General features: G+C 43.8%; 24 protein-coding genes and 1 other annotated feature. Of the genes, 7 read left to right on the forward strand and 17 right to left on the reverse strand.

From position 1 onward, the window contains the following. Positions 1-379: 379 nt before the first annotated feature. Positions 380-1,636, reverse strand: coding sequence for a tyrosine--tRNA ligase (gene tyrS, locus AC6H04_RS00460; protein WP_497569817.1), 1,257 nt, complete (start codon positions 1,634-1,636; stop codon positions 380-382). Positions 1,637-1,683: 47 nt separating this feature from the next. Next, positions 1,684-1,890: a binding site (T-box leader), on the reverse strand. A gap of 80 nt (positions 1,891-1,970) precedes the next feature. On the opposite strand from tyrS, the gene AC6H04_RS00465 reads away from it, so the two are divergent. From AC6H04_RS00465 to AC6H04_RS00480, 4 genes are all read left to right on the forward strand, one after another. Then, positions 1,971-2,774, forward strand: a complete 804-nt coding sequence (locus tag AC6H04_RS00465) for a YdcF family protein (protein WP_497569818.1) — start codon at positions 1,971-1,973, stop codon at positions 2,772-2,774. Positions 2,775-2,907: 133 nt separating this feature from the next. Further along, a complete protein-coding gene (gene gnd, locus AC6H04_RS00470) occupies positions 2,908-3,807 on the forward strand; it encodes a phosphogluconate dehydrogenase (NAD(+)-dependent, decarboxylating) (protein ID WP_497569819.1) in 900 nt (299 codons plus the stop codon). Positions 3,808-3,909: 102 nt separating this feature from the next. Beyond that, positions 3,910-6,984 carry a YfhO family protein gene (locus tag AC6H04_RS00475; protein ID WP_497569820.1) on the forward strand — a complete coding sequence of 1,025 codons (3,075 nt, stop codon included), beginning with the start codon at positions 3,910-3,912 and terminating at the stop codon, positions 6,982-6,984. Between the two features lie 84 nt (positions 6,985-7,068). Then, positions 7,069-7,734 carry a histidine phosphatase family protein gene (locus AC6H04_RS00480; protein ID WP_497569821.1) on the forward strand — a complete coding sequence of 222 codons (666 nt, stop codon included), beginning with the start codon at positions 7,069-7,071 and terminating at the stop codon, positions 7,732-7,734. Positions 7,735-7,799: 65 nt separating this feature from the next. Here the strand turns inward: AC6H04_RS00480 and AC6H04_RS00485 are convergent, their stop codons facing one another. The 9 genes from AC6H04_RS00485 to AC6H04_RS00525 all read right to left on the reverse strand — a co-directional run bounded on the left by AC6H04_RS00485 (position 7,800) and on the right by AC6H04_RS00525 (position 16,262). Further along, positions 7,800-8,033 (reverse strand): hypothetical protein, encoded by a 234-nt coding sequence (locus tag AC6H04_RS00485; protein ID WP_497569822.1) that lies wholly within the window; start codon positions 8,031-8,033, stop codon positions 7,800-7,802. A 5-nt stretch (positions 8,034-8,038) separates the two neighbouring features. Further along, the gene (locus tag AC6H04_RS00490) at positions 8,039-8,275 is read right to left on the reverse strand and encodes a hypothetical protein (RefSeq protein ID WP_497569823.1); all 237 of its coding nucleotides are present in this window, start codon (positions 8,273-8,275) and stop codon (positions 8,039-8,041) included. A 198-nt stretch (positions 8,276-8,473) separates the two neighbouring features. Beyond that, complete coding sequence (locus tag AC6H04_RS00495; protein ID WP_497569824.1) at positions 8,474-9,646, reverse strand: MalY/PatB family protein; 1,173 nt, start codon at positions 9,644-9,646, stop codon at positions 8,474-8,476. A gap of 51 nt (positions 9,647-9,697) precedes the next feature. Then, positions 9,698-10,552 (reverse strand): PfkB family carbohydrate kinase, encoded by an 855-nt coding sequence (locus AC6H04_RS00500; protein WP_497569825.1) that lies wholly within the window; start codon positions 10,550-10,552, stop codon positions 9,698-9,700. A gap of 15 nt (positions 10,553-10,567) precedes the next feature. Further along, positions 10,568-11,074: an ECF transporter S component gene (locus AC6H04_RS00505; RefSeq protein WP_497569826.1), complete on the reverse strand. Its 507-nt coding sequence runs from the start codon at positions 11,072-11,074 to the stop codon at positions 10,568-10,570. A gap of 227 nt (positions 11,075-11,301) precedes the next feature. Then, positions 11,302-12,759 carry a glycoside-pentoside-hexuronide (GPH):cation symporter gene (locus AC6H04_RS00510; protein WP_497569827.1) on the reverse strand — a complete coding sequence of 486 codons (1,458 nt, stop codon included), beginning with the start codon at positions 12,757-12,759 and terminating at the stop codon, positions 11,302-11,304. 2 nt (positions 12,760-12,761) lie between these two features. Further along, positions 12,762-13,025, reverse strand: coding sequence for a hypothetical protein (locus AC6H04_RS00515; protein ID WP_497569828.1), 264 nt, complete (start codon positions 13,023-13,025; stop codon positions 12,762-12,764). Between the two features lie 388 nt (positions 13,026-13,413). Continuing rightward, complete coding sequence (locus AC6H04_RS00520) at positions 13,414-14,751, reverse strand: aspartate aminotransferase family protein (RefSeq protein WP_497569829.1); 1,338 nt, start codon at positions 14,749-14,751, stop codon at positions 13,414-13,416. A 68-nt stretch (positions 14,752-14,819) separates the two neighbouring features. Beyond that, on the reverse strand, positions 14,820-16,262 hold the full coding sequence (locus AC6H04_RS00525) for an APC family permease (RefSeq protein WP_497569830.1): 1,443 nt from the start codon (positions 16,260-16,262) through the stop codon (positions 14,820-14,822). A gap of 225 nt (positions 16,263-16,487) precedes the next feature. Between AC6H04_RS00525 and AC6H04_RS00530 the strand changes: the two genes are divergently transcribed. Next, positions 16,488-16,934 (forward strand): NUDIX hydrolase, encoded by a 447-nt coding sequence (locus AC6H04_RS00530; protein WP_497569831.1) that lies wholly within the window; start codon positions 16,488-16,490, stop codon positions 16,932-16,934. Between the two features lie 63 nt (positions 16,935-16,997). Next, positions 16,998-17,846: an aldo/keto reductase gene (locus tag AC6H04_RS00535; protein WP_497569832.1), complete on the forward strand. Its 849-nt coding sequence runs from the start codon at positions 16,998-17,000 to the stop codon at positions 17,844-17,846. A gap of 206 nt (positions 17,847-18,052) precedes the next feature. Here AC6H04_RS00535 and AC6H04_RS00540 read toward each other — a convergent pair whose 3' ends face one another. Together AC6H04_RS00540 and fabI are read right to left on the reverse strand one after the other, a co-directional pair. Then, positions 18,053-18,907: an SPFH domain-containing protein gene (locus tag AC6H04_RS00540; RefSeq protein WP_497569833.1), complete on the reverse strand. Its 855-nt coding sequence runs from the start codon at positions 18,905-18,907 to the stop codon at positions 18,053-18,055. Positions 18,908-19,308: 401 nt separating this feature from the next. Next, positions 19,309-20,067 carry an enoyl-ACP reductase FabI gene (gene fabI, locus AC6H04_RS00545; protein WP_497569834.1) on the reverse strand — a complete coding sequence of 253 codons (759 nt, stop codon included), beginning with the start codon at positions 20,065-20,067 and terminating at the stop codon, positions 19,309-19,311. Between the two features lie 185 nt (positions 20,068-20,252). Between fabI and AC6H04_RS00550 the strand changes: the two genes are divergently transcribed. Next, on the forward strand, positions 20,253-20,894 hold the full coding sequence (locus AC6H04_RS00550) for an SDR family oxidoreductase (RefSeq protein WP_497569835.1): 642 nt from the start codon (positions 20,253-20,255) through the stop codon (positions 20,892-20,894). Positions 20,895-21,072: 178 nt separating this feature from the next. Here the strand turns inward: AC6H04_RS00550 and AC6H04_RS00555 are convergent, their stop codons facing one another. The 5 genes from AC6H04_RS00555 to deoC form a co-directional block, all read right to left on the reverse strand. Next, on the reverse strand, positions 21,073-22,182 hold the full coding sequence (locus AC6H04_RS00555) for a VanZ family protein (RefSeq protein WP_497569836.1): 1,110 nt from the start codon (positions 22,180-22,182) through the stop codon (positions 21,073-21,075). A gap of 151 nt (positions 22,183-22,333) precedes the next feature. Next, a complete protein-coding gene (locus AC6H04_RS00560; protein ID WP_497569837.1) occupies positions 22,334-23,632 on the reverse strand; it encodes a pyrimidine-nucleoside phosphorylase in 1,299 nt (432 codons plus the stop codon). Between the two features lie 101 nt (positions 23,633-23,733). Then, on the reverse strand, positions 23,734-24,441 hold the full coding sequence (deoD, locus tag AC6H04_RS00565) for a purine-nucleoside phosphorylase (protein ID WP_497569838.1): 708 nt from the start codon (positions 24,439-24,441) through the stop codon (positions 23,734-23,736). 12 nt (positions 24,442-24,453) lie between these two features. Further along, a complete protein-coding gene (locus tag AC6H04_RS00570) occupies positions 24,454-25,644 on the reverse strand; it encodes a phosphopentomutase (protein ID WP_497569839.1) in 1,191 nt (396 codons plus the stop codon). 14 nt (positions 25,645-25,658) lie between these two features. Next, on the reverse strand, positions 25,659-26,309 hold the full coding sequence (deoC, locus tag AC6H04_RS00575) for a deoxyribose-phosphate aldolase (protein WP_497569840.1): 651 nt from the start codon (positions 26,307-26,309) through the stop codon (positions 25,659-25,661). Between the last annotated feature and the right edge of the window lie 175 nt (positions 26,310-26,484).

Below are 26,484 nucleotides of genomic sequence, written 5' to 3' on the forward strand. Positions count from 1 at the left end.
AAGCAAATTCTTTTATGAATCAGCTCTTATATTGTATCTCATCGATTTAAGAAAGTCAATAAAAACTTTCTGTATCAACATTCCTAATGGAAATGCCTTTCGCTGAGGCAACTTATTAAGAATACCATCATCGTTTTGAAATGTCAACACATAACTTTTGAAATATTCAATCGGTATATGTGTCATGTCTCTCGCGACAACAGATAACATCATACCAAGTATTGTCGACTTGGTCAATAACTTTTTACAATAAAATCAGAAAAACTTTCCCGACACTTTCAAACCGTTATTCATTAACCAAAGCGGTATTAAATATGACATACATTAACGCAAAAGGCCGATCCATTTTTAAATGGACCGGCCTTTGATACGACGTTACCTATTTAACTCTTGCTAAGAAGTAACGCTTCTTACCGCGACGAACAATCACAAACTTACCTTCGAAGTGAGTGCTTGGGTCGATTTCAGTGTTCACATCCGTTACCTTCTCACCATTAATGCGAATGGCACCGTTATTAACGTCTTCACGTGCCTGACGTCGAGATGGTTCAATAGCTGTGACATCTACCAACCATTCCACAATGTTCCGTTTCTCGTTAGAAACTTCAACAGAGGGCATGTTCTTAAAGCCCTGTTCAATTTCATTTGCAGATAAATCAGCAACATCTCCTGAGAAAAGCGCCTTAGAAATGTTTTCTGCCTCAGTCACTGCTGCCTTACCATGAACAAAAGCGGTCACTTCTTCGGCTAGACGACGTTGAGCTTCACGCTTCTCTGGTTGAGTTTCCACCTTGTTAGCTAAATCAGCAATTTCATCTTCACTAAGGAAGGTAAAGTATTTCAAATATTTAACAACGTCACGATCATCTTGATTTAACCAGAATTGATAGAACTCGTAAGGACTCGTCTTTTCTGGGTCAAGCCAAACCGCACCACCAGCTGTCTTACCAAACTTAGTGCCATCTGCTTTCAGCATTAACGGAATAGTTAACCCATATGCCTTCGCATCCGCACCTTCAATTTTGTGAATCAGATCAATCCCAGCTGTGATATTGCCCCACTGATCAGCACCACCAACTTGAAGTTGTACATCTTCAGCCTGATATAGATGAAGGAAATCGACTGATTGAAGAATTTGGTAAGTAAACTCGGTAAACGAAATCCCGACTTCCAATCTGGACGCAACGACTTCCTTAGCCAGCATGTTATTCACGTTAAACAGCTTACCGTAATCTCGTAGAAAATCGAGTAACGACACCTTTGATAACCAGTCGTAATTATTTACGATATTGAAGCTGCCATCCTGCCCAAATAAGTGTTCCATTTGTGCCGTAATTGCCGCTTCATTATGGTGAACTTGTTCCATTGACTGCAAAACTCGTTCAGATTTTTTTCCACTAGGATCACCAATGGAACCTGTACCGCCACCAATCACAATGTAAGGCCGGTGGCCAGCTAGTTGAAACCGTTTCAAGATCATAAAGGGGATCAAGTGCCCAACATGCATTGAGTCACCCGTAGGATCGATCCCCACGTACAGTCCAACCGACTTGTTTTTAACAAGATCAGTCAATCCTTCTTCATCAGTTTGCTGGTTAATGGCACCACGCCATTTAAGCTCATCTAAAATTGTCACAAAGAAACCTCCTTAAAGTATAAAAAAGTCCCCACTAGTCAATGACTAATAGGGACGAAAATTAATTCCGCGTTACCACCCAAGTTACGTTATATTATGACAACGTCGCTCGACATCAATATCGGAATGACCCGCCAGTTACTCACTAGATCGCTCCACACTGTAATTCGGTCATCCGGGACGCTTGACTCACAGCAGCCGTCAAGTTTCTATATCGTTGCCCATCACCTACTTCGGTGTTTCTTAGCTGTCATTAATAGTACAAATCCTGTCAGTAAAAGTCAAGCCGCGGTTCGAATGAACTTTATATACTATAATAGAAGAAAAGTAGGAGGTGGTTAATCTGTTCATTATCCTGATCGCTGTAACACTGCTGAATCTGGTGGCTGTAACGCCACTAATCAAAAGGCAAGCTAAACGCTGGCTTGTCTTAATACCATTACTCACTTGGCTGATCATCATCGACCTGCTGATCATTCTCCCCATCATTATCTGGCCCACACGCTTAGTCTCCACAGCTGTTAGCATGGGCTTCACCACTTGGTATATAGTTGCAACCCTCTACCTGTGGCTGACTTACTGGTATCAGAAGCAACCTCACCAACCAATGGAGGTGGATTATTTAATCGTGTTGGGTGCCAGAGTATCCGCTAGTGGCCCCTCTAACACCTTAACTAGACGACTGCAAACTGCAATTGCAATTTACAACGACCAATCCATTCCACCAAAACTCGTATTAACTGGTGGTCAAGGCAGTGATGAACCGCAGAGTGAAGCTGCCGTGATGGCTGCCTACTTAACTCGACATCAAATTCTGCCACGGCAATTACTCCTCGAACAGGCTGCTACTTCAACTGCAACGAACCTTACATTTTCGAAACAGATCATTGAAGACGACTGGCACTGCTCACACCAGCCGACCATTTTAATCGTGACCAGCGACTATCACCTGGTACGTAGCAAATTACTGGCTTGGCAGCAAGGCTTACCAGTCAGACTTGCTGGTGCTTGGACCACCACTGAAGCATTATTTCCTGCTATGTTACGAGAAGTCGCTGCATTATTGCTACAATTAAAATGGCCTCTAGTTATTATTTGGCTTGGATTGACCCTGCTAGCCCAATTTCTTAACCATTAGAACGTTTACAGTATTTTCATTTCTGAAAATAAAACTGTAATTTTTTTACATTTTCCCTTGCGAAAGCTGAGATAATCTTATATACTGATTCTGTTGTAAATTCCCTTGAAAAAAGAAATGAGGAGTTTTTCTAATGAAATTAGGTTTAATTGGATTAGGTAAGATGGGTATTAACTTAGCCCAAAACATGATTCGTAATAACAACGAAGTGGTCGGTTTCGACTTAAACTCTGACTTAGTTGACGAAGCAGCTACTTATGGCGCTGCCAAAGCAACGAGTTTGGAAGACATGGTCAGCCAATTACCATCACCAAAGATTGTTTGGGTAATGGTTCCTGCTGGCAAGCCAACTGATGCTACAATCGATTCTTTAGCTGAAGCCTTAAACGAAGGCGACATCTTAATCGATGGTGGTAACACTTTCTGGAAAGACTCACTCCGTCACAACCGTCTTCTTGGCGAAAAAGGGATTCACTACTTTGACTGCGGTTCTTCAGGCGGCTGGCGTGGTGCCCTCAATGGTGGTAACTTCATGATTGGTGGCGACGATGCCGCTACTTTCGAAGTTATTCGTCCACTATTTGACGACATTTCATTACCAGACGGTTACCTTTACACTGGTAAGGCCGGTTCAGGTCACTACTTGAAGATGGTCCACAATGGTATCGAATACGGTATGATGGCCGCTATGGGTGAAGGTTTTGAAGTTCTTGATGCTTCTGACTTTGACTACGACTACGAAGCCGTTGCTAAGGTTTGGAACCACGGTTCAGTTATCCGTAGCTGGCTCATGGAATTGATCCAAGACGCCTTCAGCAAAGATCCTAAGCTTGATGCCATTAAGGGTCGTATGCACTCTAACGGTGAAGGTCAATGGACTGTTGAAGACGCCATGGCTCATGGTGTACCAACTCCCGTTATCGCCGATGCTGTTATGACGCGTTTCCGTTCATTACAAGACGATACCTTTAACGGTAAAGTCGTTGCTGCCCTCCGTAACGAATTCGGTGGCCACGCAATGGACAAAAACTAATTTTAAGTCACTAACTAGAAAGGCTGCGCATCCGCGTGGCCTTTTTTATTTTCCACAACATATGCGATAATGAATTATCACGAAAAACAGGGAGAATTCATCTTGAAACGTAAAACCTATCAAATGCACGTGTGGTTGGCCTACTCGCTGGCATTTATAATGATTACAGCCGTTACTTTTGGCACCCTGCGTGCTACTGGCCACTCGACAATCTGGAACTTAGACGGCATTGCCCAGCACTACCCCATTTTAAAAGAGTTCTACCGCATCCTCCATGGCACTGCCCACCAGTCACTCTTTAGCTGGTCTTGGAATCTGGGCCTTGGTGCGGATCAGATGACCACTTTTGCCTACTATCTAGTTGGTGATCCCTTTAGCTACTTAATCGCACTATTTCCGGCACATCAAATCGAACTCGGCTATACGTTGCTGACAATCCTGCGGCTATACGTTGTGGGCCTATCGTTCATCGCACTGGCGAAACATTTTCACTTCAAACCTGCGGGTCAAGTTTTTGGTGCCCTCATTTACACCTTTAACGGTTTTGCCTTTTACGTTAGTTACCACCACCCGTTCTTTTTGCTGCCAATGATTTTCTTCCCCCTGCTCTGCCTGTGCATCGACCGGGTATTACAGGGTAAATCCTGGTGGTGGCTGAGTATTGTTACCGCCGCGATTTTAATCTGCAACGTTTATTTTGCTTATCTAATGGCATTCGGTGCACTAATCTTCTTGGCAATAAGATACCTTGATCTGAAACACAAAAAAGTGTCATTACCAAAACTATGGCAGCTGCTGCTACGCTTGATGATAGCAATGATTATCGCATTGCTAATATCAGCGGTTATTTTGTTACCAAACATCATCTCCATGATGAATAGCTCACGGATGGGCGGATCGATTTTTGCGAACAATCTGCGCTGGTATCCAGAAGTTTATTACCGAACACTCCCCGATAATCTGCTGACTTCAAACGGCAACATCTATTACTGGGCGTTGATTGCCACTAGTGGTCTATCACTGATTGCCATGGTCTGGACATTACGCCGCTTCAAACGCTATCTGGCACTCAATATCACCCTGATCTTAATTGCTATTGGACTGCTGTTTCCAGCCGTAGCCGCCACGTTGAACGTCATGAGTACGCCTTCTAACCGTTGGCTGATGATGGCGCAACTGGTCTTTGCCTTAACCGCCGCCACGTTGATGGATCATTTAAATCGCTATACGACCCGAGACTTCATCTGGCTGACGGGTGTCGTTGCCGGTTTAATCATCATTATTTGGATTGCTAACGGCTACCTATTCAAGTTCCGTCAGATTCAGCTACTGACTTACTTGATTTTTATGCTGTTCGTCTGGGCCTTTAGCTTACTCCTACTACGACCCCAGTTTTACCAGCCATTAAAAGTTGGCTTATTAGGTCTAGTTATGCTCAACGCCATTACCACTGGTCTGAGCTTTTACGACGATAATTACAGCGGTTCTACTGAAAATGAACTTCCCACCAATACTGCTAGTCAGTGGTCTAAGTGGTACTTTGACGGTGCTGACCAGTACCTGAACAAACACGATAAAAGTTTCTATCGCACATCAACCACTAATAACTACTACACGATGACAACCGTAGGCAATAACATTCCCATGTTGTTAAATACGCACACCATCAGTTCGTACTATTCAGTACAGAACGGGGACGTCAACCAGTTTAATCAGCAACTGGCGAACTTCCAAAACAGTATGAATAATCCGACTAGTGGGGCTGATACACGCGGTTCAATGCTGTCGTTACTCAACGTTAAATACTTATTTGCGCGTGAAGACGACATGCTAAATCAACAAGCCATTCCTTACGGCTTTAAACCATTAAAAACTAAGGGTGGAAAACCGGCTATTTTCGAAGACCACCCCATTTACTCAGTTGGTAACGGTACGGGTACTACCGTCTTAAAAAACCGCTATGCATTACCACTAATCTACACACAAGATTCCCAAATCACCTCAAATACCTTTAAGAAGCTTTCCGCCCTCCAACGTCAAGAAGCTTTATTGGAAGGCGTTAGTGTGAAAAAGAAAGTCACTGGCGTACCCACAGCCCAACTTAAAACCACCACTAAACACGTGGGCTACAACGTTCAATTAACCAGTGAACCAATTGTAGACATTCCAGGCTTAATCAACTATCGCCTGCAGCATAATACCAAGCATTCCCAGTCGGCTGCCATTGGTAAGCAGCCACTATCACCAAAGGATGCCGCTAATTACGCCGCAGCCACCGGTTTGGATAAGCCTTCAACCAAGGTCAACAACTTGTTGATCCAAAATCAAACGATCATTGATAATAATACGCAAGCTAATCGAAACGGTCTGCACGAAATGACCAGTGATGCCCTTGGACAACAGCAAACTTACGCCCTAAAGTTGAAGCATCCTAAGCAGGTACAAGGCACTGAACTCTATTTGGATCTCTCTGGCATCTCAACCAGCTTCCCGGATACCGCAAAGCGCTTAAATTATTTTGCCACCCAATCGCAATTTGCAGGCACACCCTTACCAAAGGGCCAGCAAAAAAATAATTGGCGTTCCATCATCAATCATCCGCTATTTAACGCGTATACCATGAACATCAAAACCAGTCGCGGTCAAACCGTCTATAATCAGTTTGGCATCAATAACCTTTCTGACTATGAGCCTAAGGACCACCTGCTGATCAACCTCGGCTATTCCACGAAACGCCGAAAAACGATTAACTTATCGTTTACCACTGCAGAAAAGATTCATTTTAAACACGTTAAGGTGATTGCGGTGCCGTATGGTACTCAATATCGGCAGCAAACCACCCAATTACAAAAGACTGGTTTGATTCACCAACGGGTATCCAATAATCAGATCAAAGGGACTTCAGATGGCAATCACAAGCGCATCCTAACCACCAGTATTCCTTACAGCAAGGGTTGGCAGCTAAGTATTGATGGTCAGCCACGCAAAACACAGCTCGTCAACGCTGGTTTTGTCGGCGCAACGTTGCCTAGTGGTACTCATCACATTAAGCTGACTTATCATACACCTGGTCTCAGCGTTGGTATCTGGGGATCCGTCATCGGCGTGCTGTTAGCAATCGCAACGGGTATCTGGTCACTGATCACTTACAGATCAACTCAGAAAAAGCGTGACTAAAACAGTTGTACTTTGGAAATTAATTGGGGAAATTGCTATAATGAATGTGAATTAAATTCACTTTTCATCCTAGGAGGGCTTACTGTGAAAACATTTACTGCGTACTTCGTTCGGCACGGCCAAACAATGCTGAACCATTATAATAAGATTCAGGGCTGGATTGATTCCCCGTTAACTGACAAGGGAATCGCTGACGCTAAACGTGCAGGTCAACAGCTGAAGGCCATTAATTTCAACGCCGCGTACAGCAGTGATTCAGGTCGCGCAATCGAAACGGCTTCTTATATCTTGAAAGCTAATCCCGAAAACATTAATATCATCAGTTATCAATACCCTGAATTTCGCGAACAGTGCCACGGTTATTTCGAAGGTAACGATGCCAATCAGATGTGGCAATTCGTTGGCGAACAAGTGCAGTTAACCTCCGAATCAGCCGTATTGGGAAAATACGGTTTGGAAAAGGCGCGCGATTTGATTCATAAAGCTGACCTCTATGGTGAAGCGGAAAGTAACGACATGTTCTGGGAACGCCTGGATCGCGGTTTCAACAAATTACGTGATAATACCAATGATGGTGATCAAGTTCTAGTGGTCTCTCACGGAATGACGATTCGCTCTATCATTGACCGTTACGCGCCAGAACTCGACGTGGGTGTTCCCACCATTAACGGTAGCATCTCAAAACTCACCATTACAGACGATGACATTAAGGTTGATTTCTTTAACAAAACCGACTTTGTTGCTGAATAATTAAATACAGTACAATAAAAAAAATCTGCGGATCAGTTTTTCAAACTGATTTTGCAGATCCTTTTTTATTGTACTTTCGCAACTTTGCGTGGCCGAGCTGTTTCTGCCTGTGTTTTAACTTTGGTTTTAGCAACGATCACCCGGCCCATGAGTTCAGCTACCTTAAACCGATCACAGGGCTGATGATCCAACACAGTCACCATCACTGTTCGTTCATAAATGTGTTCTACTCTACCTACGAATGCACATGTCAGATTACCGTTGGGCTGACAAGTTACGATATCGTTGATTTTAATCATGTTGATCATCCTTTCCGTCGTTGACACTGGATAATTACCATGTTCTTAGCATCGTTAGCTTCAACTACGAGCTTATATTGATTTTCTTCAACTACTCGGCGATCATGAAAGTGAAAGTTCATCACCTCAACGACTAGCCGATTTCCAAATACCTGACATACTCGCGCAATAAACGGTTGACTCATTTGCGCATGGTGACATCGAACTAGTCGACCTACTACAATTTCGGGTGCTTCACTCATTCACGCCGCCTCCTTTTTTTCTTATGTGTATAAATTATCAAATCAATAAGAACTACTTACGACTAAATGATGAACATTTCTTGAAATCGTTTTACAATTCAGTAACAAGCAAGACAAAAATTAAAAAATGCCTGATTTCTGGCTATAAAAACCAATAAATCAGACATTTTTATTATTATGTTTAGTTTATGTTAAAAATCATTTTTTCCTTACAGTTTGATCAAAAGTTTTCAGCCGTTTTAGAGCATCTTTTAAAACCGCTCGATCCACTGCAAAGTTAAGGCGCATAAAGCCACTACCTGTCTTACCATAATCAATTCCCGGATTAAGACAAAGATGGCCAAGTTCGCGCAGCTTCTTATCAAGCTCATCATCCGTTAGCCCATAGGCCATGAAATCCAGCCACATGAGATAAGTCCCTTCAGGATACATTGGTCGAATCATCGGCACTTCTTCACGCAAATAGTCATACGCCAAGTTACGGTTTGCTTCTAAATAAGCGTTCACTTCCGCTAACCAGTCAGCACCCTGTTCATAAGCCGTTCGAGTGGCGACCAGTCCTAACGTATTCACTTCTTCAATCGCTTCAGCAGCTGCCGCTTGTTTTAAAACGGCTAGTAGTTGCGGATTCTTAACGGCCAAGTAGGCACATTTGACCCCCGCCAGATTAAAAGCTTTAGTTGCTGACTTCAGCAAAACCGTTTGATTATCGGCCGCCTCACCCATTAAATCAGACATCATCGAAACTGGCAGATTGTCAGAAAAGGCAACGTCATCATGAATCTCATCAGCAAACACCAAAACGTTGTGTGCGTTAGCAATATCTTGAATCCGCTGTAACTCTGATGTCGTCCAAACGCAGCCACCAGGATTATGTGGGTTGCAGACAATAATGGCTTTAGCTTGGGACTCGGCCATCACTTGATCCAAGCGTTCGAGATCAATGACGTACTGTCCCTCTCGCTGAACCAATGGGAATTCAATAAATTGGCGCTGATTGTCAACCACTAGCTGTCGGTATGGCGGATAGTATGGTGACATCACAATAATACCGTCATTGACCTGCGTTAAATGCCGAATAACGAAAGATAAGCCAACGGCCACGCTGGGAACAATAATCAACTGATCTCGCTTGAGAGTGACATTATGGTACATCTTCTGCCAATGAATGATGGCGTTATAAAAGCCGGTGCTGGGCATCGTGTAACCCAGTACTTTCTTGTCTAATACGCGTTGCATCGCTTCTCTAATAAACTGAGGTGTCGCAATATCCATATCAGCCACAGTCATGGGCAACAGCTGTTCGTCATCCTTCGTAACTGACCACTTCACGTTATTCCCTTGGCGTCGATTTACGTTCGTATCAATCATGTCCAGTTCCCCTTCTCTGATGAGTATTGGTTTAAGACCAGTTTGAACCAATTAATGAGATGAATCAAGACCTGGGATAACCGTCAGCATTAGCCACTTTAACAACCCGCTCGTCTGCATGCCAAATCGCCGCTGATAACCAACTTCTGAAGTCTGATCTAGGCAAATTGCATCACCTTTCACCGCGATTTTAACCGCTGTTTCAAACCCTGCACCACGCATAAGTGCCGCTCCAAGTAGCGCTGAAAAAACGTCACCGCTTCCGTAAAAATGACCATCCCGCAATTTTGTCGAAACTGTTCGCAGTTCGTGATTGACTTGATAAGCCGTCAGCACAGCATCATCGCTGGGAATTCCGGTAATGACAATTCGTGTTTGCGGGCCGCAAACAGCTGACAGTTTTGCAAATAAACTAGTAATAACGGCCTCACTAGGTTGTCGGTACGTCAATGGTATCTCAGCTAATAAGTGTGCTTCAGTCCAATTAGGTGTGATCACGTCTGCATGAGCAACTAATTCTCGCGTTGTTGGTACATAAGTCGCTGGCAAGCCAGGATAAAGGCTACCGTCATCACCCATCACGGGATCAACAATTAACGGATGCAGTTGCTGGGACATTACTAATTGAATTAATTCATTAAGCAATGTCACTTGACCAACATAGCCAATCAAACCACCAGAGAGCTGAATGCCCTCGTTTTGCCAATGGTCGATTGTCTCGCTAAGCCACTGTGCTGAAAATTGTTTGGCTGGTACACCAAAGCCCTCAGTTTGAGTAGATAGCACCTGTGTCGGTAAAATCGCAGCTGGTACACCAAACGCCGCTAAAATCGGTACGGCAACTCCCAAGGACATCGTACCGATAGCCGAAAGATCTTCCGCAACTAAAAAAGGCTGGTTATGCAATGTTTCCACCATATCTTAGCCAATTAATCTGGGTAACCGATTCTCCAACGGAACGGAAACCACGTAAGCCACGACACCACCAACAATTCCCTGAATAAAGTTGGTAGGCACACCTATCAAGCCAACTTTGAAACCATAAAGCAAACTATCAGTTGCCCAATAACCTGCCACCATGACTAAAACACCAATGATCATAGCAATGATTTTAGCAGATTTGGTTTTCTTGCCACCAATCCAACCGGCAACAAAGCCTTCTAAACCGTGGACAATAAACGAGAAAATCATGTACTGCGTGTATCCTGAAATCAAATCAAGCAGTAAACCGCTGAAGGCACCAACAACTGCCCCCTGTGTTCTGCCTAGTAAAATTGCTGCAATAAATATGCCGGCATCACAAAGATTAATGTTCCCATGCGTCATCGGAACAGGAATTAAGAAAAATCTTGAAATGACGACGGTCACTGCGATCAGCATCGCCAAGTAAACCACTTCTCGGGTTGAAATATGTCGTTTATTTTCCATTCTGCTTCGCTCTCTTCTCTTAACAAATTTTAATCTACTTATCATATTACAACACGCTTATCCTGAAAATACAAGCCTGCGTCTCTAGAATACCTGAATAGTATACCAAGTAGGAGCGAACATGTGTACCCTTTTTAGTGAAGTCGTCCTTATTCCTAAATTGCAGAAACAAAAAAACCGTAACGCCACTATCTCGGTAGTGACCATTACGGTTTCTTAATCAACGCTTATTGTGCGTCAGTTGCTTCTTTTTCGGCTTTTTCAGCTTTTAACTTAGTTTCAAGTTCTTTAACAATTTGTTCATGTCGAGATTCACTCAACTTAACCTTGGTGTAGTAAACAATAGCAGCAACTGCAACCAAAATCATTGGTCCATAGAACATGTACATCTTAAAGTTTGACAATTGAGCTGCACTGATACTGCTTGGCGCAGCGTTCCCAGTCATACCAGAGTGAACGGCAGCGATCCCAACAACACCGTTAGCAACCGCACCGGCCAACTTATCGATCAATGGTCGGATAGAAAGGGTAACGGATTCGTTCCGGGTACCATTCTTCCATTGACCATATTCAACACTATCAGTAATGGTCATCAAAGCGGCCAAGAAGATCATTGGGTATGGGAAGAAGAAGACGGCAACGGAAACCAAGACGCCAAGTAGACTGTGCCCTGCAAACAAGAACAAAACATAACCGATTAACATCATGGCAATACCGCCAACGTAAATGGCTTTACGGTGAACTTTTGCAACGATCACTGGGAAGAGAGAAACTGAGATGACACCCAAGATGGCCATGATCCAGCCGGCAAAGGTGAACTTGTTTGACTGACCCAATACGTAAGTGAAGTAGTAAGCTAACAATGAGTTAGTCACAACGTAACCTAACGCAAATAGGAAGTATGAAGCTGCCAACCACATCAACTGGTCGTTCTTACCTAACGCTTTGAAAATACCGATAACACCAGTACGTTCAGTGTTTTGACGAATCAAACTGGTATTTTCATGAGTTCCCAAAGCCGTGCATAAAGCACCACCGAATGAGAAGATTGCGATAACAACGGCAAACCCAATCCAACCAGCTTGAGTCTTAGTCTGACCACTTGTTCCTGAGAACACGTGTGAGAAGAACACAATCAGAGGGAAAATGATAATTGGAACCGCTTGGGCACCGATGGTTGAGCCTAAACGACCAGTCGTACCAAAGTTATTACGAACCTTTTCATCAACACTCAAAGCAGGGAGCATTGACCAAAGTGCAATATCTTTAAACGAGTAGAAAATATCCATAATGACATAACAGATACCAAACAAAACAACGTAAAGCATTGGATTGGAATTAGTTAAGCCACCAAAATCCGTAAAAATCAAAACTAAGAAAATAGCACTGACACCGGCACCAACTAACAACCATGGCTTAAACTTACCATATTTGGTCTCGGTGTTATCGATAATCCCACCAATGATTGGGTCAAAAACAATTTCAACTAACCGAATAATCATCATCATCGTGGTGATTGTCAGAATCATATGTGACTTGACACCTTTTGCAGCGCCGTTAAATAATTCACTGGTAATGAACAACATCAAATAAGTACTTAACGTTGCGTAGAACGCATCATGCCCAAAGGCCCCTAATGCGTATGATGTATACTGTTTAACATGACTCTCTGTTTTTTCTTTCATGATTATTCGCCACTTCCTGAACCTTCGTAACGATGCTCAATGATCTTTGAAAGGATCTTACTACGCTGTTCTGACTTAGCAACGTCAAACCGAGTTTCCTCAAGATCATTAAAGTCTTGTGCCAACAACAATGCTTCTAGATAAAGCGTTAACTGACGTTTGATATAAACTTTATCTTCTTCGTCATCGCGCTTGGGATTACCACCAAGGACCGCCTCTGCAAACGATTCAGGATTCAGTGTAATCTTGTCACTGTTTTTACTCATGACTCATGCCTCCTGTATTTTAGGAGCAACTCGCTACGCAAACGATAAAATCAATAACAGGATATATTTCAAATGCGACAATCGTCGTTTGCTTAGCAAGCGCTTCCAATATTCATTTTGCTACCCTTCCTCGATAGCCTAGGAACATTCTAGCACAATTGTGCAAACTTTGTAAACGCTTACTTTAATTTCAATAAAATTTTACCCAATTTTTAGTCAATTAACGGGTAAAACTTTTTCACTACCACCAAACTAGTGTTTTATAACCCGTAAACATTTCAAACTGGCACTGAAAGTGATCTATGAAAAACCATGAAAACAAAAAAGAGCGTGATAAATTTACGTATCCGCTCTTCCATCTAAAATCAATTCAATTAAATTTTAACGACTACCAGCCAATTTCGTCCGCGTTATCAGGCAGTGAAAGTTTGCCAGCAGCAAGCTCACTGAAGGCCTGATCAAGGATATCAAATGCCGATTGCAGCTGTTCATCAGTGATGACCAGCGGTGGCTGGAATCTAAGCACATTGGTCTTTAAACTGATGATGATGGCACCCAGTTCAAACGCCCGGTAAATAATCTTAGTCGTGGCGTCAGCATTCGGTTTACCCGTCTCAGGATCAACGATGTCGATACCGCCGTCTAAGCCATACATCCGGACATCGCCAATAAAGTTAAACTTCTTTTTCTCGTCTTCAAAGAAGGCTTTGGCTTTCTTGCCCAGCGCCGTACTGCGTTCCAACAAGTGTTCATCTTCAATCACATCAATGGTGGCCATGGCAGCAGCCGTAGTCACGGGATTGCCGGCCGTGGTGTACACGTTGGCAGGTGAACCCAACGAATTCATAATTTCTTGACGGCCAATGACCGCACTTAGTGGTAAGCCCGAAGCCAGAGATTTACCAACTGACATCAGATCTGGTTCCAGATTAAAATGCTGAATTGACCACCACTTACCCGTCCGGCCCATGCCTTGGTTAACTTCATCCACTGCAAACAAAATCCCGTTTGCCTTAGCAAAATCGTAAATTTTATGCATGTATGCATCCGGTGTTTTAACGATCCCGCCGTCACCTTGAATCGGTTCAATCAAAATAGCAGCGACTTCTTCAGCAGGTAGATAAGTTTCAAACGGCAGCTTAAAGGCATCGAACATCCGATCAACAAAGGCCTCTTCGGATTCTCCATCAAGTCGTTTCCAGGGATCTGGGAACGGCACCTTAACGATGTCTGGTAACAATGGGCCAATCTTTCTGCTCATGTTCAGGCTCACTGATGACACACTGATTGAGCCGTATGTGGACCCATGATACGCTCCCGTAAAGCTCACAATGTAGGGACGCCCAGTATAAGCCCGAGCAAATTTAATGATCGCATCGTTGGCATCCGAACCCGAATTACCCCAACCTAAAGTGGTTGGACCGCTGATAGGCGCCAAAGCTGCCAATCGCGGGGCTAATTTAGCAGCAGCATCGTTTGCAAAGTACGCCGGTGTATACTGCAGTAATTTAGCCGCCTGATCTTGAACTGCTTTAACTACGTGAGGATGTGAATGCCCAGTGTTGGTTGCTGAAGCACTTGCCAGCAAATCAATGTATGTTTTACCATCAGCATCCGTGACGGTGGCACCCTTGCCTGATTCGATGACAATATTGAAATACTTCACCCGCGCAGCGTTAGAAAGTGCTGGTGCTTCGTTTTTTAAGATTCGTTCATTTTCACTCATGATTTTCCTCCATCAATCCTGATTTAAACGAAAACCCCAAAACGTTGTGCTTTGGGGTCCTCATTTAACTACTTTTGTTTCGTATTTGGATTTGTATTTAACGAAGAATGCTTGGCACCATATAATAGGTAAACCAGCAGTCCAAAAATAAACCAGACTAAAGCATAGATTTTAGCGTCTTTATCCAATCCCCAGAAGACAGCGAGTGCACCTAAAAAGGCAACAAACGGCAGTACTGGGTAAAGCGGCATCTTAAACGAAGGATCAGGAATATCTTTTCCTTCACGAGGACGCAGTTTGTAGATCCCTAGAGACACGAACATAAAGGCAATCAAAGTCCCTGCAGAAATCAATTGTGACAAAAAGGCAAATGGGAACAATGAACCGATAACCACACCAACAATGGTGATAGTTGACAGCGCATGGTTAGGCAACTGCTTGTCGTTCAACACACCCAGCCATTTTGGCAGTAAACCGTCACGGCCGAATGAGTAAACCAGACGTGAACCAGCAAGCATCATCCCGATCAACGCGGTAAACATCCCCACAACCGCAATCGCTTGAACGACTGTTGCAACCACTGTGTGACCACTTTGACGCAGTGCCCAACCAACGGGTTCAGCGTTGTTAGCATAATCGCTATAATGGAACATCCCAACAAGGACCAACGCAACGGCAACGAACAAGATAACGGCGATCACCAATGACCCCATGATCCCACGTGGCATCGTTTTTTGCGGATCCTTGGCTTCAGCTGAGTTGGCAGCAACAGAATCAAACCCAATGTAGGACAGGAAAATCATCGAAACACCGGCGTAAATACCTTGCCAGCCCCCAAACTGGTTGCCATTAACCACTTTGTGAGCCGGAATGAATGGCACGTAGTTCTGCATATGAAGTGCAGTTGCACCAACAATGATGAAGAGCAAAACTGCTAACACTTTTAAGACAACCAGTGTGTTCTGAACACGGGCAGCTGTAGAAGCACCTCGTGACAGCAGAAAAGCCACCATTAAAATAACGACAACTGAAGTGATATCAATGACACCACCATCAGTCCCTAACGGATTAGCCAGTGCTTTAGGAAATTGAATCCCTAATGGTTGAATCAACCCACGAAAGTTCGCGGAAAGCCCTGAACCAACGAAAGCAACAGCAATGAAATACTCGGCTAACAGTGCCCAGCCGGCAATCCAGCCAAAACCTTCACCAAAGACAACGTTGATCCATGAATAAGCTGATCCGGCAAATGGCATGGCAGCCGCCATTTCGGCATATGCAAAGGCCACTAACCCAGCAACAATAGCTGCCGCTAAGAATGATAGTGCCACGGCTGGACCGGCATGCTGTGCTGCAACGACCCCCGGTAAAGTAAAGATAGAGGTCGAAACAATGGTCCCAACCCCTAAGGCTAAGATATCCTTTACGCCTAAAACACGAGCCAAATGCGAATCCTTGTCTTGATAGACAGCTGGATCTTCTTGGCGTAAGAATGTACTCTTAAAACTCATAAGATTCCTCCTGTAGCGGTAAATAACCGCTTATGTATTTGAAACATTGAACTTTCCTCAAAGCAATATTAGAAATAAATGAGTATATTTTAACAACTATTTTAATATAGTGCAAGGCTTCTCAATTGTATAATCAGCCACAAAACCTAATAAAACGCTTTAATTATCACCATCCATCACGCATAATGAAATTAATTAAAAAGTTATTATTAATGAGGTGATCCTATGGGCTATATTCTAAACTTAAGAAAACGGGTTGGTCACCAACCGTTAATTTCAACCGGCGCCGCTGGGCTTGTTTATAATGCCAGTGCGCAACTATTGTTTGTTCACCGCAGCGATACTCATTTATGGGGACTGCCGTCTGGTTCAAAAGAAATCGGGGAGTCGCTCGCCGAAACTGCTAACCGTGAAGTCACAGAAGAAACTGGGGTTCACGCAGTTAACTTTAAATTTAAGACCCTTTTAAGCGGACCGTCCATGCAATTCAGTTATCCCAACGGCGATCAAATTGACGCTGTGATTGCGGTTTATCAAGCCTTTACTCAAGATAACCAACTCACTCCTCAAGCCGGTGAAACGGATAAAGTCGCCTTTTTCGATTTGGACAACTTACCTGAACAGCTCACTGACTTTTCACAGCAAATTTTAGAGGCTGCAGAGTTGGTATAATACTGATGAATATTTTACAATAGGAATTGAATGTCAGCTTTTAAATCACAAGGAGATGTTTGTATGAAAACAGTCACCATTGCGGGTAATCAAGTTCCAGCTATTGGTATGGGTACTTGGCATATGGGAGACGACCCCACGTTGCAAACACAGGAAATTAACGCCATTCACGCTGGTTTAGCCGCCGGTGCAAAGGTCATCGACACCGCTGAAATGTATGGTTCAGGCCGTGCAGAAACGTTGGTTGGCAAAGCCATTAAGGCTATTCCCCGTGACCAACTGTACCTGATTTCAAAAGTTTTACCAACGAATGCTTCCAAACAGCACATGGAATGCAGTCTAGACGCTAGCTTAAAGCGATTAGGCGTTGATGAAGTCGACCTTTACCTTTATCATTGGCGCGGAACCACTCCACTGGCCGAAACAGTCGACGAATTGCAACGGCTCACAACGGCGGGAAAAACCAAAGCTTGGGGGATCTCAAACTTTGATGTTAGCGACCTTGAAGAACTCTGGCAATTATCAAATGGTGCTAAAGCGGCTGCTAACGAAGATTTATTTAACTTAGGCAGTCGCGGTGTCGAGTACAGTCTGCTAGACTGGCAAGCTAAACACGAATTACCCTTCATCGCTTATAGTCCCGTTGGTGCGCCTGATCAATTGAACGATCATCTGGACCGCAACCCTAACGTCCTCAAAGTTGCTCAACGGCACAACGCCTCTGCTTACCAGATCCTATTAGCTTGGGTTGTTTCTCACCAGCAAGTGTTAGCCATTCCGCAAAGCAGTAACGCTGACCACGCAAAGGAAAACGTGTTAGCTGGCGATATTCAGCTAACCGCTGACGACCTGAAGCTTTTGGATGAAGCTTACCCAGCACCTACTGAAAAATTACCATTAGATGTGCTCTAAAATTAAAGAGAGTGCGACACAACGCGCTAGATTCCAGAATTTAACACAAAAACTGCGTACTCCGAACTTTGGCGGAATACGCAGTTTTTTTGGAATCTGAGTTGTGGAACTATTTAAGCTAGATCAGCGTGTTGAATAAAAGCAAATGTTAAGTCTCTTTTCGGTCAAGAAACTAGCCGAAACTTTTATCCATCTAAACTTCCTGCTTATTCAGTATCACTTGTGCTGATAACGGGTTGTGTCCCCCGCTCAGAAATAATCGTGACCATCACATTATTGATCAGTTGGAGCTTCCGGTCATCAGTCAGCTTCAAATCAGTGTCCTGTTCTAGCTTTGCAATGGCGTCTTCCGTAATTGAAACGGCCCCGTCCACAATGATTTTTCTTGCTGACAAAATGGCTGAAGATTGTTGCCGCTGCAGCATCGCACTGGCGATTTCAGTAGCGTAAGCCAAGTGGGTCAAACGCGTTTCAACCACCTCAACACCGGCAATCTGGAGACGCGACTGGAGTTCGGCAGTTAGTTTATTAGAAACTTCGGTGGGATTACTCCGCAACGTTAACGTTTCCTGTTCATTAAAAGCGTCATAGGGGAATTCCGAAGCAACATGCCGAATAGCCGACTCGCTTTGAATCTCAACGAATTGTTCATAATCATCAACATCAAATAAAGCTTTGCTGGTATCGACAACCTTGAACACGATGACTGCCGCAATTTCTACCGGATTACCACGAGAGTCGTTAACCTTCAGCAGATTACTGTTAAAGTTTCGTACTCGCAGTGAAATCGATTGTTTATTCGTTAGCGGCACCGTCATAAACAAACCGGCCGTTCGAATAGTCCCAATATATTTACCGAAGAAAGTCATCGCTTTTGCCTCGTTGGGTGCAATGATCGTTAAAGAACTGCTTCCAATGAGGGCAATGAAAATTAAAATAGCGCCTAAAGCAATACCTAATACTGACCGTAACAGAAACAGCCAGCCACCACCTAGTACTAACAAAATGGCAACGATGAGTCCGAGATACCCGTTAACGTGAAAAACACTTTTTTCAGTCATGGTAAACCCCCTCTAATTTGTTAACTTCATTATACGTCACTAACACCGTTTTAAAAAACATGGCTTTTTGGAGTGTAAATTCTTTGATTTTCCTCATTTTCAATTATAATCCTAACTAGAGTGAGCGTATCGAGTACTGCTCCCCCTACCCTTCAACTTAAAAGTTGCGCAGTGACTCCCGCTTGATATGCGAACTCACCTACTCACGCAATGATTGAGTAGTTACTCAGCCGGCGAAATCTCTCCGTTTCGCTGGTTTTTTACTTGGTAATTCACACGAAAAGCATGACACACAAAGTCCCCCATAACTGATTTCCCAAAATTTGGCAATCCAGTTACGGGGGACTTACATATCGTTTCCCTCTAATGATTAAAGTGTCGGACTAAAATGCAGCCATTAATTAAATCAAATGCGTGCCCTTATCAACATAAATCGTGTCTCCTACAAGACCACTACTCAAGTCGCTCATCAAAAAGGCGGCCGTGTTACCAACTTCTTGGATGGTCACGCCAACCCCGTTAACAGCGCGCTCGTTTGAAAGCTTGATTAAAGTGCTGTAATCCTTAACACCAGTAACTGCTAACGTCTTAACGGCACCAGCAGAAATCGCGTTGACCCGAATATTTTGGCTGGCTAAGTCTCTAGCAAGGTAACGAACCGATGCCTCCAAGCCAGCTTTAGCAATCCCCATAATATTATAATTAGGAATTGCTCTTTCAGAACCCATGTAGGTCAGTGTAACGATCGAACCGCCTTCGTTCATGATTTGACGGCCGTACTTCGCCACTGAAATCAATGAATAAACGCTAATACTCTGCGCCTTATTAAAGCTCTCCAGACTAGCATCCGTCGTTTCACCCTTTAAGTCCTCAGGATCAGCGTACGCGATTGCGTGAATGATCCCATCAATCTGACCAGCCTGTTCGTGAATCGTCTTAAAGGCACTTTCAACGTTCTCCGGATCACTGACATCGCAAAGGACTTTGGTCACGTCTTCATCGATAAACCGGTTTAAACTTTTCAGCATCCGGTCATTTTGATAAGTTAAGATAATCTCAGCGCCCTGTGATGCTAAAGCTTGAAAACAGCCATAGGCTAAACTGCGCTTATTCGCGACCCCCATAATTACAATTTTTTTACCCGTTAAAATGCCACTCATGATAATCCCTCTTTTGTTAAAATTTTAAAAATAAGTCATGCCATTAACTACCTGAACTATAACACTTATTCTACCTTATCTTACCTTGCAAACACAAGTGGCGGACAAAGCTCACGTATCTGTCCGTTCAATTTTAACCGTGACAGCCTATAATGAACTTGTAAATGAGATAGGAGTGAATCGAAATGACAAACGTATTAATTTTAGGTGCAAACGGCAAAATCGCAAAATTAGCTGAAGCACAACTATTGACGCAAACGAAACACCGGTTGACGTTATTCTTGCGTCATGCAGACCGGTTAAGCGTATCAGATACTACTCGAGAAACGGTTATTGAAGGTGACGCTACTGATCAAGCCAGCCTGAAAAAAGCCATGGAAGGTCAAGATATCGTGTATGCCAACCTTGGTAACCATGACATTGAAAACCAGGCCAAAACAGTCGTTGCTGCCATGAAAGAGATGGGTCTCAAACGTTTGATTTGGATCTCAACACTGGGCATTTACGATGAAGTTCCCGGTAAGTACGGTGAATGGAACCATCAAATGCTGGATGGCGGTTATCTAGAAACCTACGCTGCAGCAGCCAAAGTCATCGAAGCTTCTGGCTTGGACTACACCATTGTCCGTCCTGCTTGGCTTTCAAACAAGGATATCGTCAGTTACGAGACCACACAAAAAGGTGAGCCATTTAAGGGGACCGAAGTTTCTCGTAAGAGCATTGCCGATTTCGTTGTCTCTTTGATCAATGACCCAAGCAAAGAAATCGGTCATTCAGTTGGGGTTGATCAACCAGGTACAGATGGCGATAAGCCTTCATTTTACTAATCAACGAAAGTAAGGCTATGCCATATAAGTATTTTAAATTCAGCACGTAAACGTAGCCTTAACCGGTTCCGCAACTCAGATTCCGGCCCTATAACACCCAAAACGCCATCCCGATAAAAAACGGAATGGCGTTTTGGGTGTTAGATTCTGGAATCTACCGAGTTGTGTCACACAATGTTTAATGATAATCCGAAATTAATTTGGTCTGACTCCACCGTTCAAACAATAGCGCGTGCTGTGGCCGAAAAGCATCAATCATCATATCCAGTCCTAGTAGAATCACGATGATAACTAATATGAGTACCATGATGATACTGCCGTACATATAAAACTGGCTGCCTTGGCTCACAAACGCTAAGCCGCCACCAATCAAGATGGGCACCAAAAATAAACTATAGCCTGCTAACCAGCGTTGGCACACCTGCTGAGCAGTGGCCTTCTCTTCGCTCTTATTCACCACTTTCAAGTGCACTAAGCGCATCCCTAACGTCTTTCTCCAAATGAGTTGTGGCAACAACACCACCACGATCAAACTCACCAACGACACAGGCTGCGCGAACACTTTTACATTGCCCACTAACCCATTACCAATCATCGACACGATGGAAAAGCTGAGCCAATCAACTACAAAGGCCGTGGCGTGACGGAACACTGACACCTGGCGCGCTTGAATCTGCAATTTTTCTTTAATATGCTGTGACGTAGGCAAAATGGGTAAAATAAATCGGGTAAGTCCAAATCCCACCAAGCCGCCAGTCGTGTTTAAGAGCAGATCGTCCACGTCAAATAATCGATATGACCGCGGATAGATACCGTAATCGCCAGTTAACTGGGTCAGTTCAAAGAATAACGATAAGCAAAATGAAAGCAGAATCGTCTGCCACCACGATTTATGAAAGTAACTGCGCAGGTAAAACCCAAACGGAATCGTTAACACAACGTTAAACAATGGCTGAATCACCGTTGGCGCCTTAACCGCAGCTACCCAAGTATGCGGGTCCGCAAGCTGTAGCGGATTTTGATCAATAAATTCCCGAATAAACAGCAACGGCTGCAGATTATACCTAGGCGTCGTCAGTTTGGCTACCGAGTCAACACTTGGGAGCGGCAACATAATCAGAAAATAAGCGCATAGTAAATAAAACACGCAACTGTATAGCATCAATATCGACCACCGCGAGATTGCTCCAAAACGGTGATAATGCCACAGTAGAATTGGAAAGGTAATTAATAATGCCACTAACGGAAAGGTCAGGATTGCCATCCGGATATCGAACCAGTAAACCATTGAAATGTCCCCCAAAATAAGTTGTGATGCTCATAATGTACGACTTAAGACTTACCGGTGTCAACAATTGCATAATAAGCTAAGTTAACCCTACTAAATAACCTGATTGTCAAAACGAGCAATCAGGTTATTTGTCTTCATATAAAGAAAATTATTTAATAATCTCGTGAATCAACGTGATGGGTGCTGCCGCATCCGCTATCTCAATATTGTCGTACAGTAACTCTTTGATGTTATCGATATCTTCACGGTTAGCATAAATGGTCAGTAACGGTTCCCCTTCACTAACAGCATCGCCAACCTTTTTCTTCAGTTCAATCCCCACCGCATAGTCTAACTGGTCATCCGCTTTTTGACGGCCGCCACCGAGTAACATGCTGGCAACACCAATTTCATCAGCCGTCATTTTAGCCACAACACCGCTAGACCGTGCTGGTAGGTCAATCTTGTATTTTGCTTGAGGCATGATGGTTGGATCATCTACCACGCGTTCGTCACCGCCCTGGGCAATCACCATTTGTCGGAAGCTTGCTAACGCTTCGCCATTAGCGACAACCTCTTCAAGCATCTTACGTGCCTCAGCCAGCGTTTTCGCTTTCTTGGCTAAGACGACCATTTGGCTACCAAGCGTTAACACTAAATCAGTGATGTCGTCTGGGCCTTCGCCCTTCAAAATATCAATCGTTTCCTGAATTTCTAGTGCATTTCCAATCATCCGTCCCAGTGGCTGATTCATATCAGAAATCAGTGCCATACACTCCATGCCGGCATTTTTACCAATCGAAACTAAGGCTTTAGCTAACGCACGAGCTTGGTCTTCCGTTTTCATGAAGGCACCCGACCCGGTCTTAACGTCCAGGACTAAGGCATCCGTTCCTGAAGCAATCTTTTTACTCATAATGGAACCAGCAATCAACGGGATCGAATCCACCGTGTCAGTCACATCTCGCAGAGCGTAAATCTTTTTATCGGCTGGCGCAATATTACCCGTTGCCCCAACAATAGCTAAGTGGATATCTTTTACTTGTTGCTTAAAGGCTTCTTCAGAGAGTTCTACTTTAAACCCCGGAATGGCTTCCAGTTTATCCAACGTACCGCCAGTATGCCCTAAGCCCCTACCAGAAATCATCGGAATTGGAATACCTAAAGCCGCAATCATTGGTGCCAGTGGCAAGCTGGTTTTATCACCCACACCGCCAGTAGAATGTTTATCGACTTTAATGCCCGGAATATCTGACAAATCAAGCTGATCTCCTGACTTCAACATCTGCAGTGCCAGTTCAGCTTGTTCACCGTCTGCCATCCCATTAAAGTAGATAGCCATAAGCAGGGCACTGGTTTGGTAGTCGGGAATACTGCCGTCCACCACCCCATCAACAAAGAATTTGATTTCTTCGTTGGTCAACGCTCCGCCATTTCGCTTATGATCGATTACGTCTACCATTCTCATCATAAAGTCCTCCTGACTAAAAATATAAAGGGGGGTGGCGACTGAAATACGCCGTTATTCCAGTCACTACCCCCTCTTTATTTGTGATTAGTGATTTTATGCTATAACTTAATCGCCGTCTCTAACGCCACGGTCATCATTTCACTAAATGAATTCTGACGATCTTCTGCTGATAGTGCTTCGCCGGTGGTGAGGTTATCACTAACCGTGTTGATCGACAACGCTTGCACACCATACTTAGCAGCCAGCATGTATAACGCAGCGGTTTCCATTTCGGTTCCCAATACGCCGTAGTCGATCAACTGCTGATAATCAATCTCATCGTTATAAAAGCGGTCCGCACTGAAGATATTACCGACTTTGACCGAAACCCCAGCTTCTTTAGCGGACTCGTAAGCCTTTAGCAACATATCAAAATCAGCAGTAGGCGCGTAAATTACGCCTGCTTTAAAGGTGTTTTGAATAATTGCCGAATCAGTACTGGCAGATTCAGCGATGAGAATATCACGAATCTTCACAGATTCACCAAAACCACCAATACTGCCAATTCGCATCAGGTGTTTCACACCAAAGAAGCGAATTAGTTCATTCGTATAAATTGAAATCGATGGAATCCCCATGCCTGTTCCTTGAACAGAGACTCGATGTCCTTTATAAGTACCGGTATAGCCGAATGCATTTCTCACCGAATTGTACTGAACAACGTCATCTAAAAAGTTATCTGCCACGTACTTTGCCCGTAACGGATCCCCTGGTAATAAAACCGTTTCAGCGATATCGCCCATTTCAGCGCCAATGTGTGTACTCATTGCGTTTTCCTCCTATTTCAATGACTTTAAGAATGAAGTGCCTGTCGAATTCCCGCTAACGTTGAAGTTATCTAGAATAGTTGCACCAAAGTCAGCGTATGTGCGGCGAATTCCCAACGAACCGTTCTGCTTGAACTGTGGTGAATAAACCAGTAACGGTACGTATTCACGGGTGTGATCCGTGCCCTTAAAACCGGGATCGTTTCCGTGGTCAGCAGTGATCATCAATAAGTCGCTATCGCTCAAAGAAGCTAATAAATCACCTAACTGTTCATCAAAAGCCATCAACGCTTTACCGTAGCCCTCTGGATTGCGCCGATGACCATACATGGCATCAAAATCAACGAGATTGGTAAAGCTAAAGCCGTTGAAATCTTTGCCGGCGTTTTCTAGTGTCCGCTTCATGCCGTCATCATTACTAACGGTGTGAACACCGTCCGTGATGCCCTGACCCGAGAAAATATCGTTGATTTTACCCACCGCTAAAACATCCAATCCGGCAGCTTTTAAACGGTCCAAGTCAGTTTCACCAGTTGGTGCCAGGGTAAAGTCATGGCGATCAGAAGTCCGGGTAAAATGATCCTTATCTGGTCCAACATATGGTCTAGCAATGATTCGGCCGATTCGGTAGGGTTTATCAATGGTAATGGACCGGGCAAATTCACAGATTTTATAAAGTTCTTTCAGCGGAATCACATCCGTGTGAGCAGCAATCTGTAAAACGGAATCGCCGGATGTGTACACGATCAAGTCACCCGTCTTCATTTGTTGTTCACCATAATCATGGATAACATCGGTGCCAGAATAGGGGTTATTGACGATCACGTGCCGACCGCTAAATTCTTCAATTTGTTTAATGAGTTCAGCCGGAAACCCTTCAGGGAAGAAGCCCAGTGGTTCCGTGACGGGCAAGCCCATCATTTCCCAATGACCATCCATACTATCTTTTCCTACCGAAACTTCATGCATTTTGCCAAAGTACCCGATTGGGTGGTTTGCTAACGGCACCCCTTCAATGGGATTGCTAGGACGAATGTTTGACAGCCCCATCTTAGCAAGGTTAGGAAGCTTTAAATCACCTTTATAAAACTCACCGATATGACCCAATGTATCGGCTCCCACATCACCAAATTTATTGGCATCACTCGCTTCACCGATCCCAACGGAATCAATGACGATACCAAATACGCGTTTAAAAGTCATGGCTAAAGCCCCCTTTAATCTTCCGTTACAATTTTGACACTGGCACTGGCACCAATTCGGGTAGCACCCGCTTCAATCATGGCCTCTGCTTCTGCTTTAGAGTGCACCCCACCAGAAGCTTTGACACCCAAACGGTCACCAACGGTCTCACGCATTAATTTAACGTCAGCCACTTTGGCGCCTGCCGTCGAGAACCCTGTAGAAGTTTTCACAAAGTCAGCACCCGCTTTTTCAGCTAACTGGCAAGCACGAACTTTTTCTTCGTCGGTTAGTAATGCAGTTTCAATAATCACTTTGAGCAATTTGTTTTCTGCATGAATAGCATCAGCCAATGCTTTGATATCCGCCAAGACGGCATCATCATGATTTGCCTTGAGTTCACCAATATTAATCACCATATCCAACTCGTCAGCACCGTCCTTCATCGCCTGTTTAGCTTCAAAGACTTTGCTCTGAGTTGAAGTTGCACCCAGAGGAAAACCAATGACGGTACAAGTATTCACATCTGAGCCCTGTAATCCAGCAGCAGTATGCTTGACCCAGTATGGGTTGATGCATACTGAAGCAAAATCATATTTGATAGCTTCCGCAATGACTTTGTCGACATCTGTTTCAGTAGCGTCAGCGTTTAAAATGGTGTGGTCAATGTACTTGGCTAATTTCATGGTAAGTACCCCTTTATATTCATTATTATTAGTTTGATTAGTTTATTGTAACCGCTTCCATAATATCATGCAGTAATTGTTCTGTACATGAATATGCTAAATTACAGCAAACTTTGTGCATTTTCTCATTTGTGGTTAATAATTGGGACAAAATAAGACTTTGTCCTAAGTCTAT

The sequence above is a fragment of the Secundilactobacillus sp. MJ173 genome, assembly GCF_059704265.1.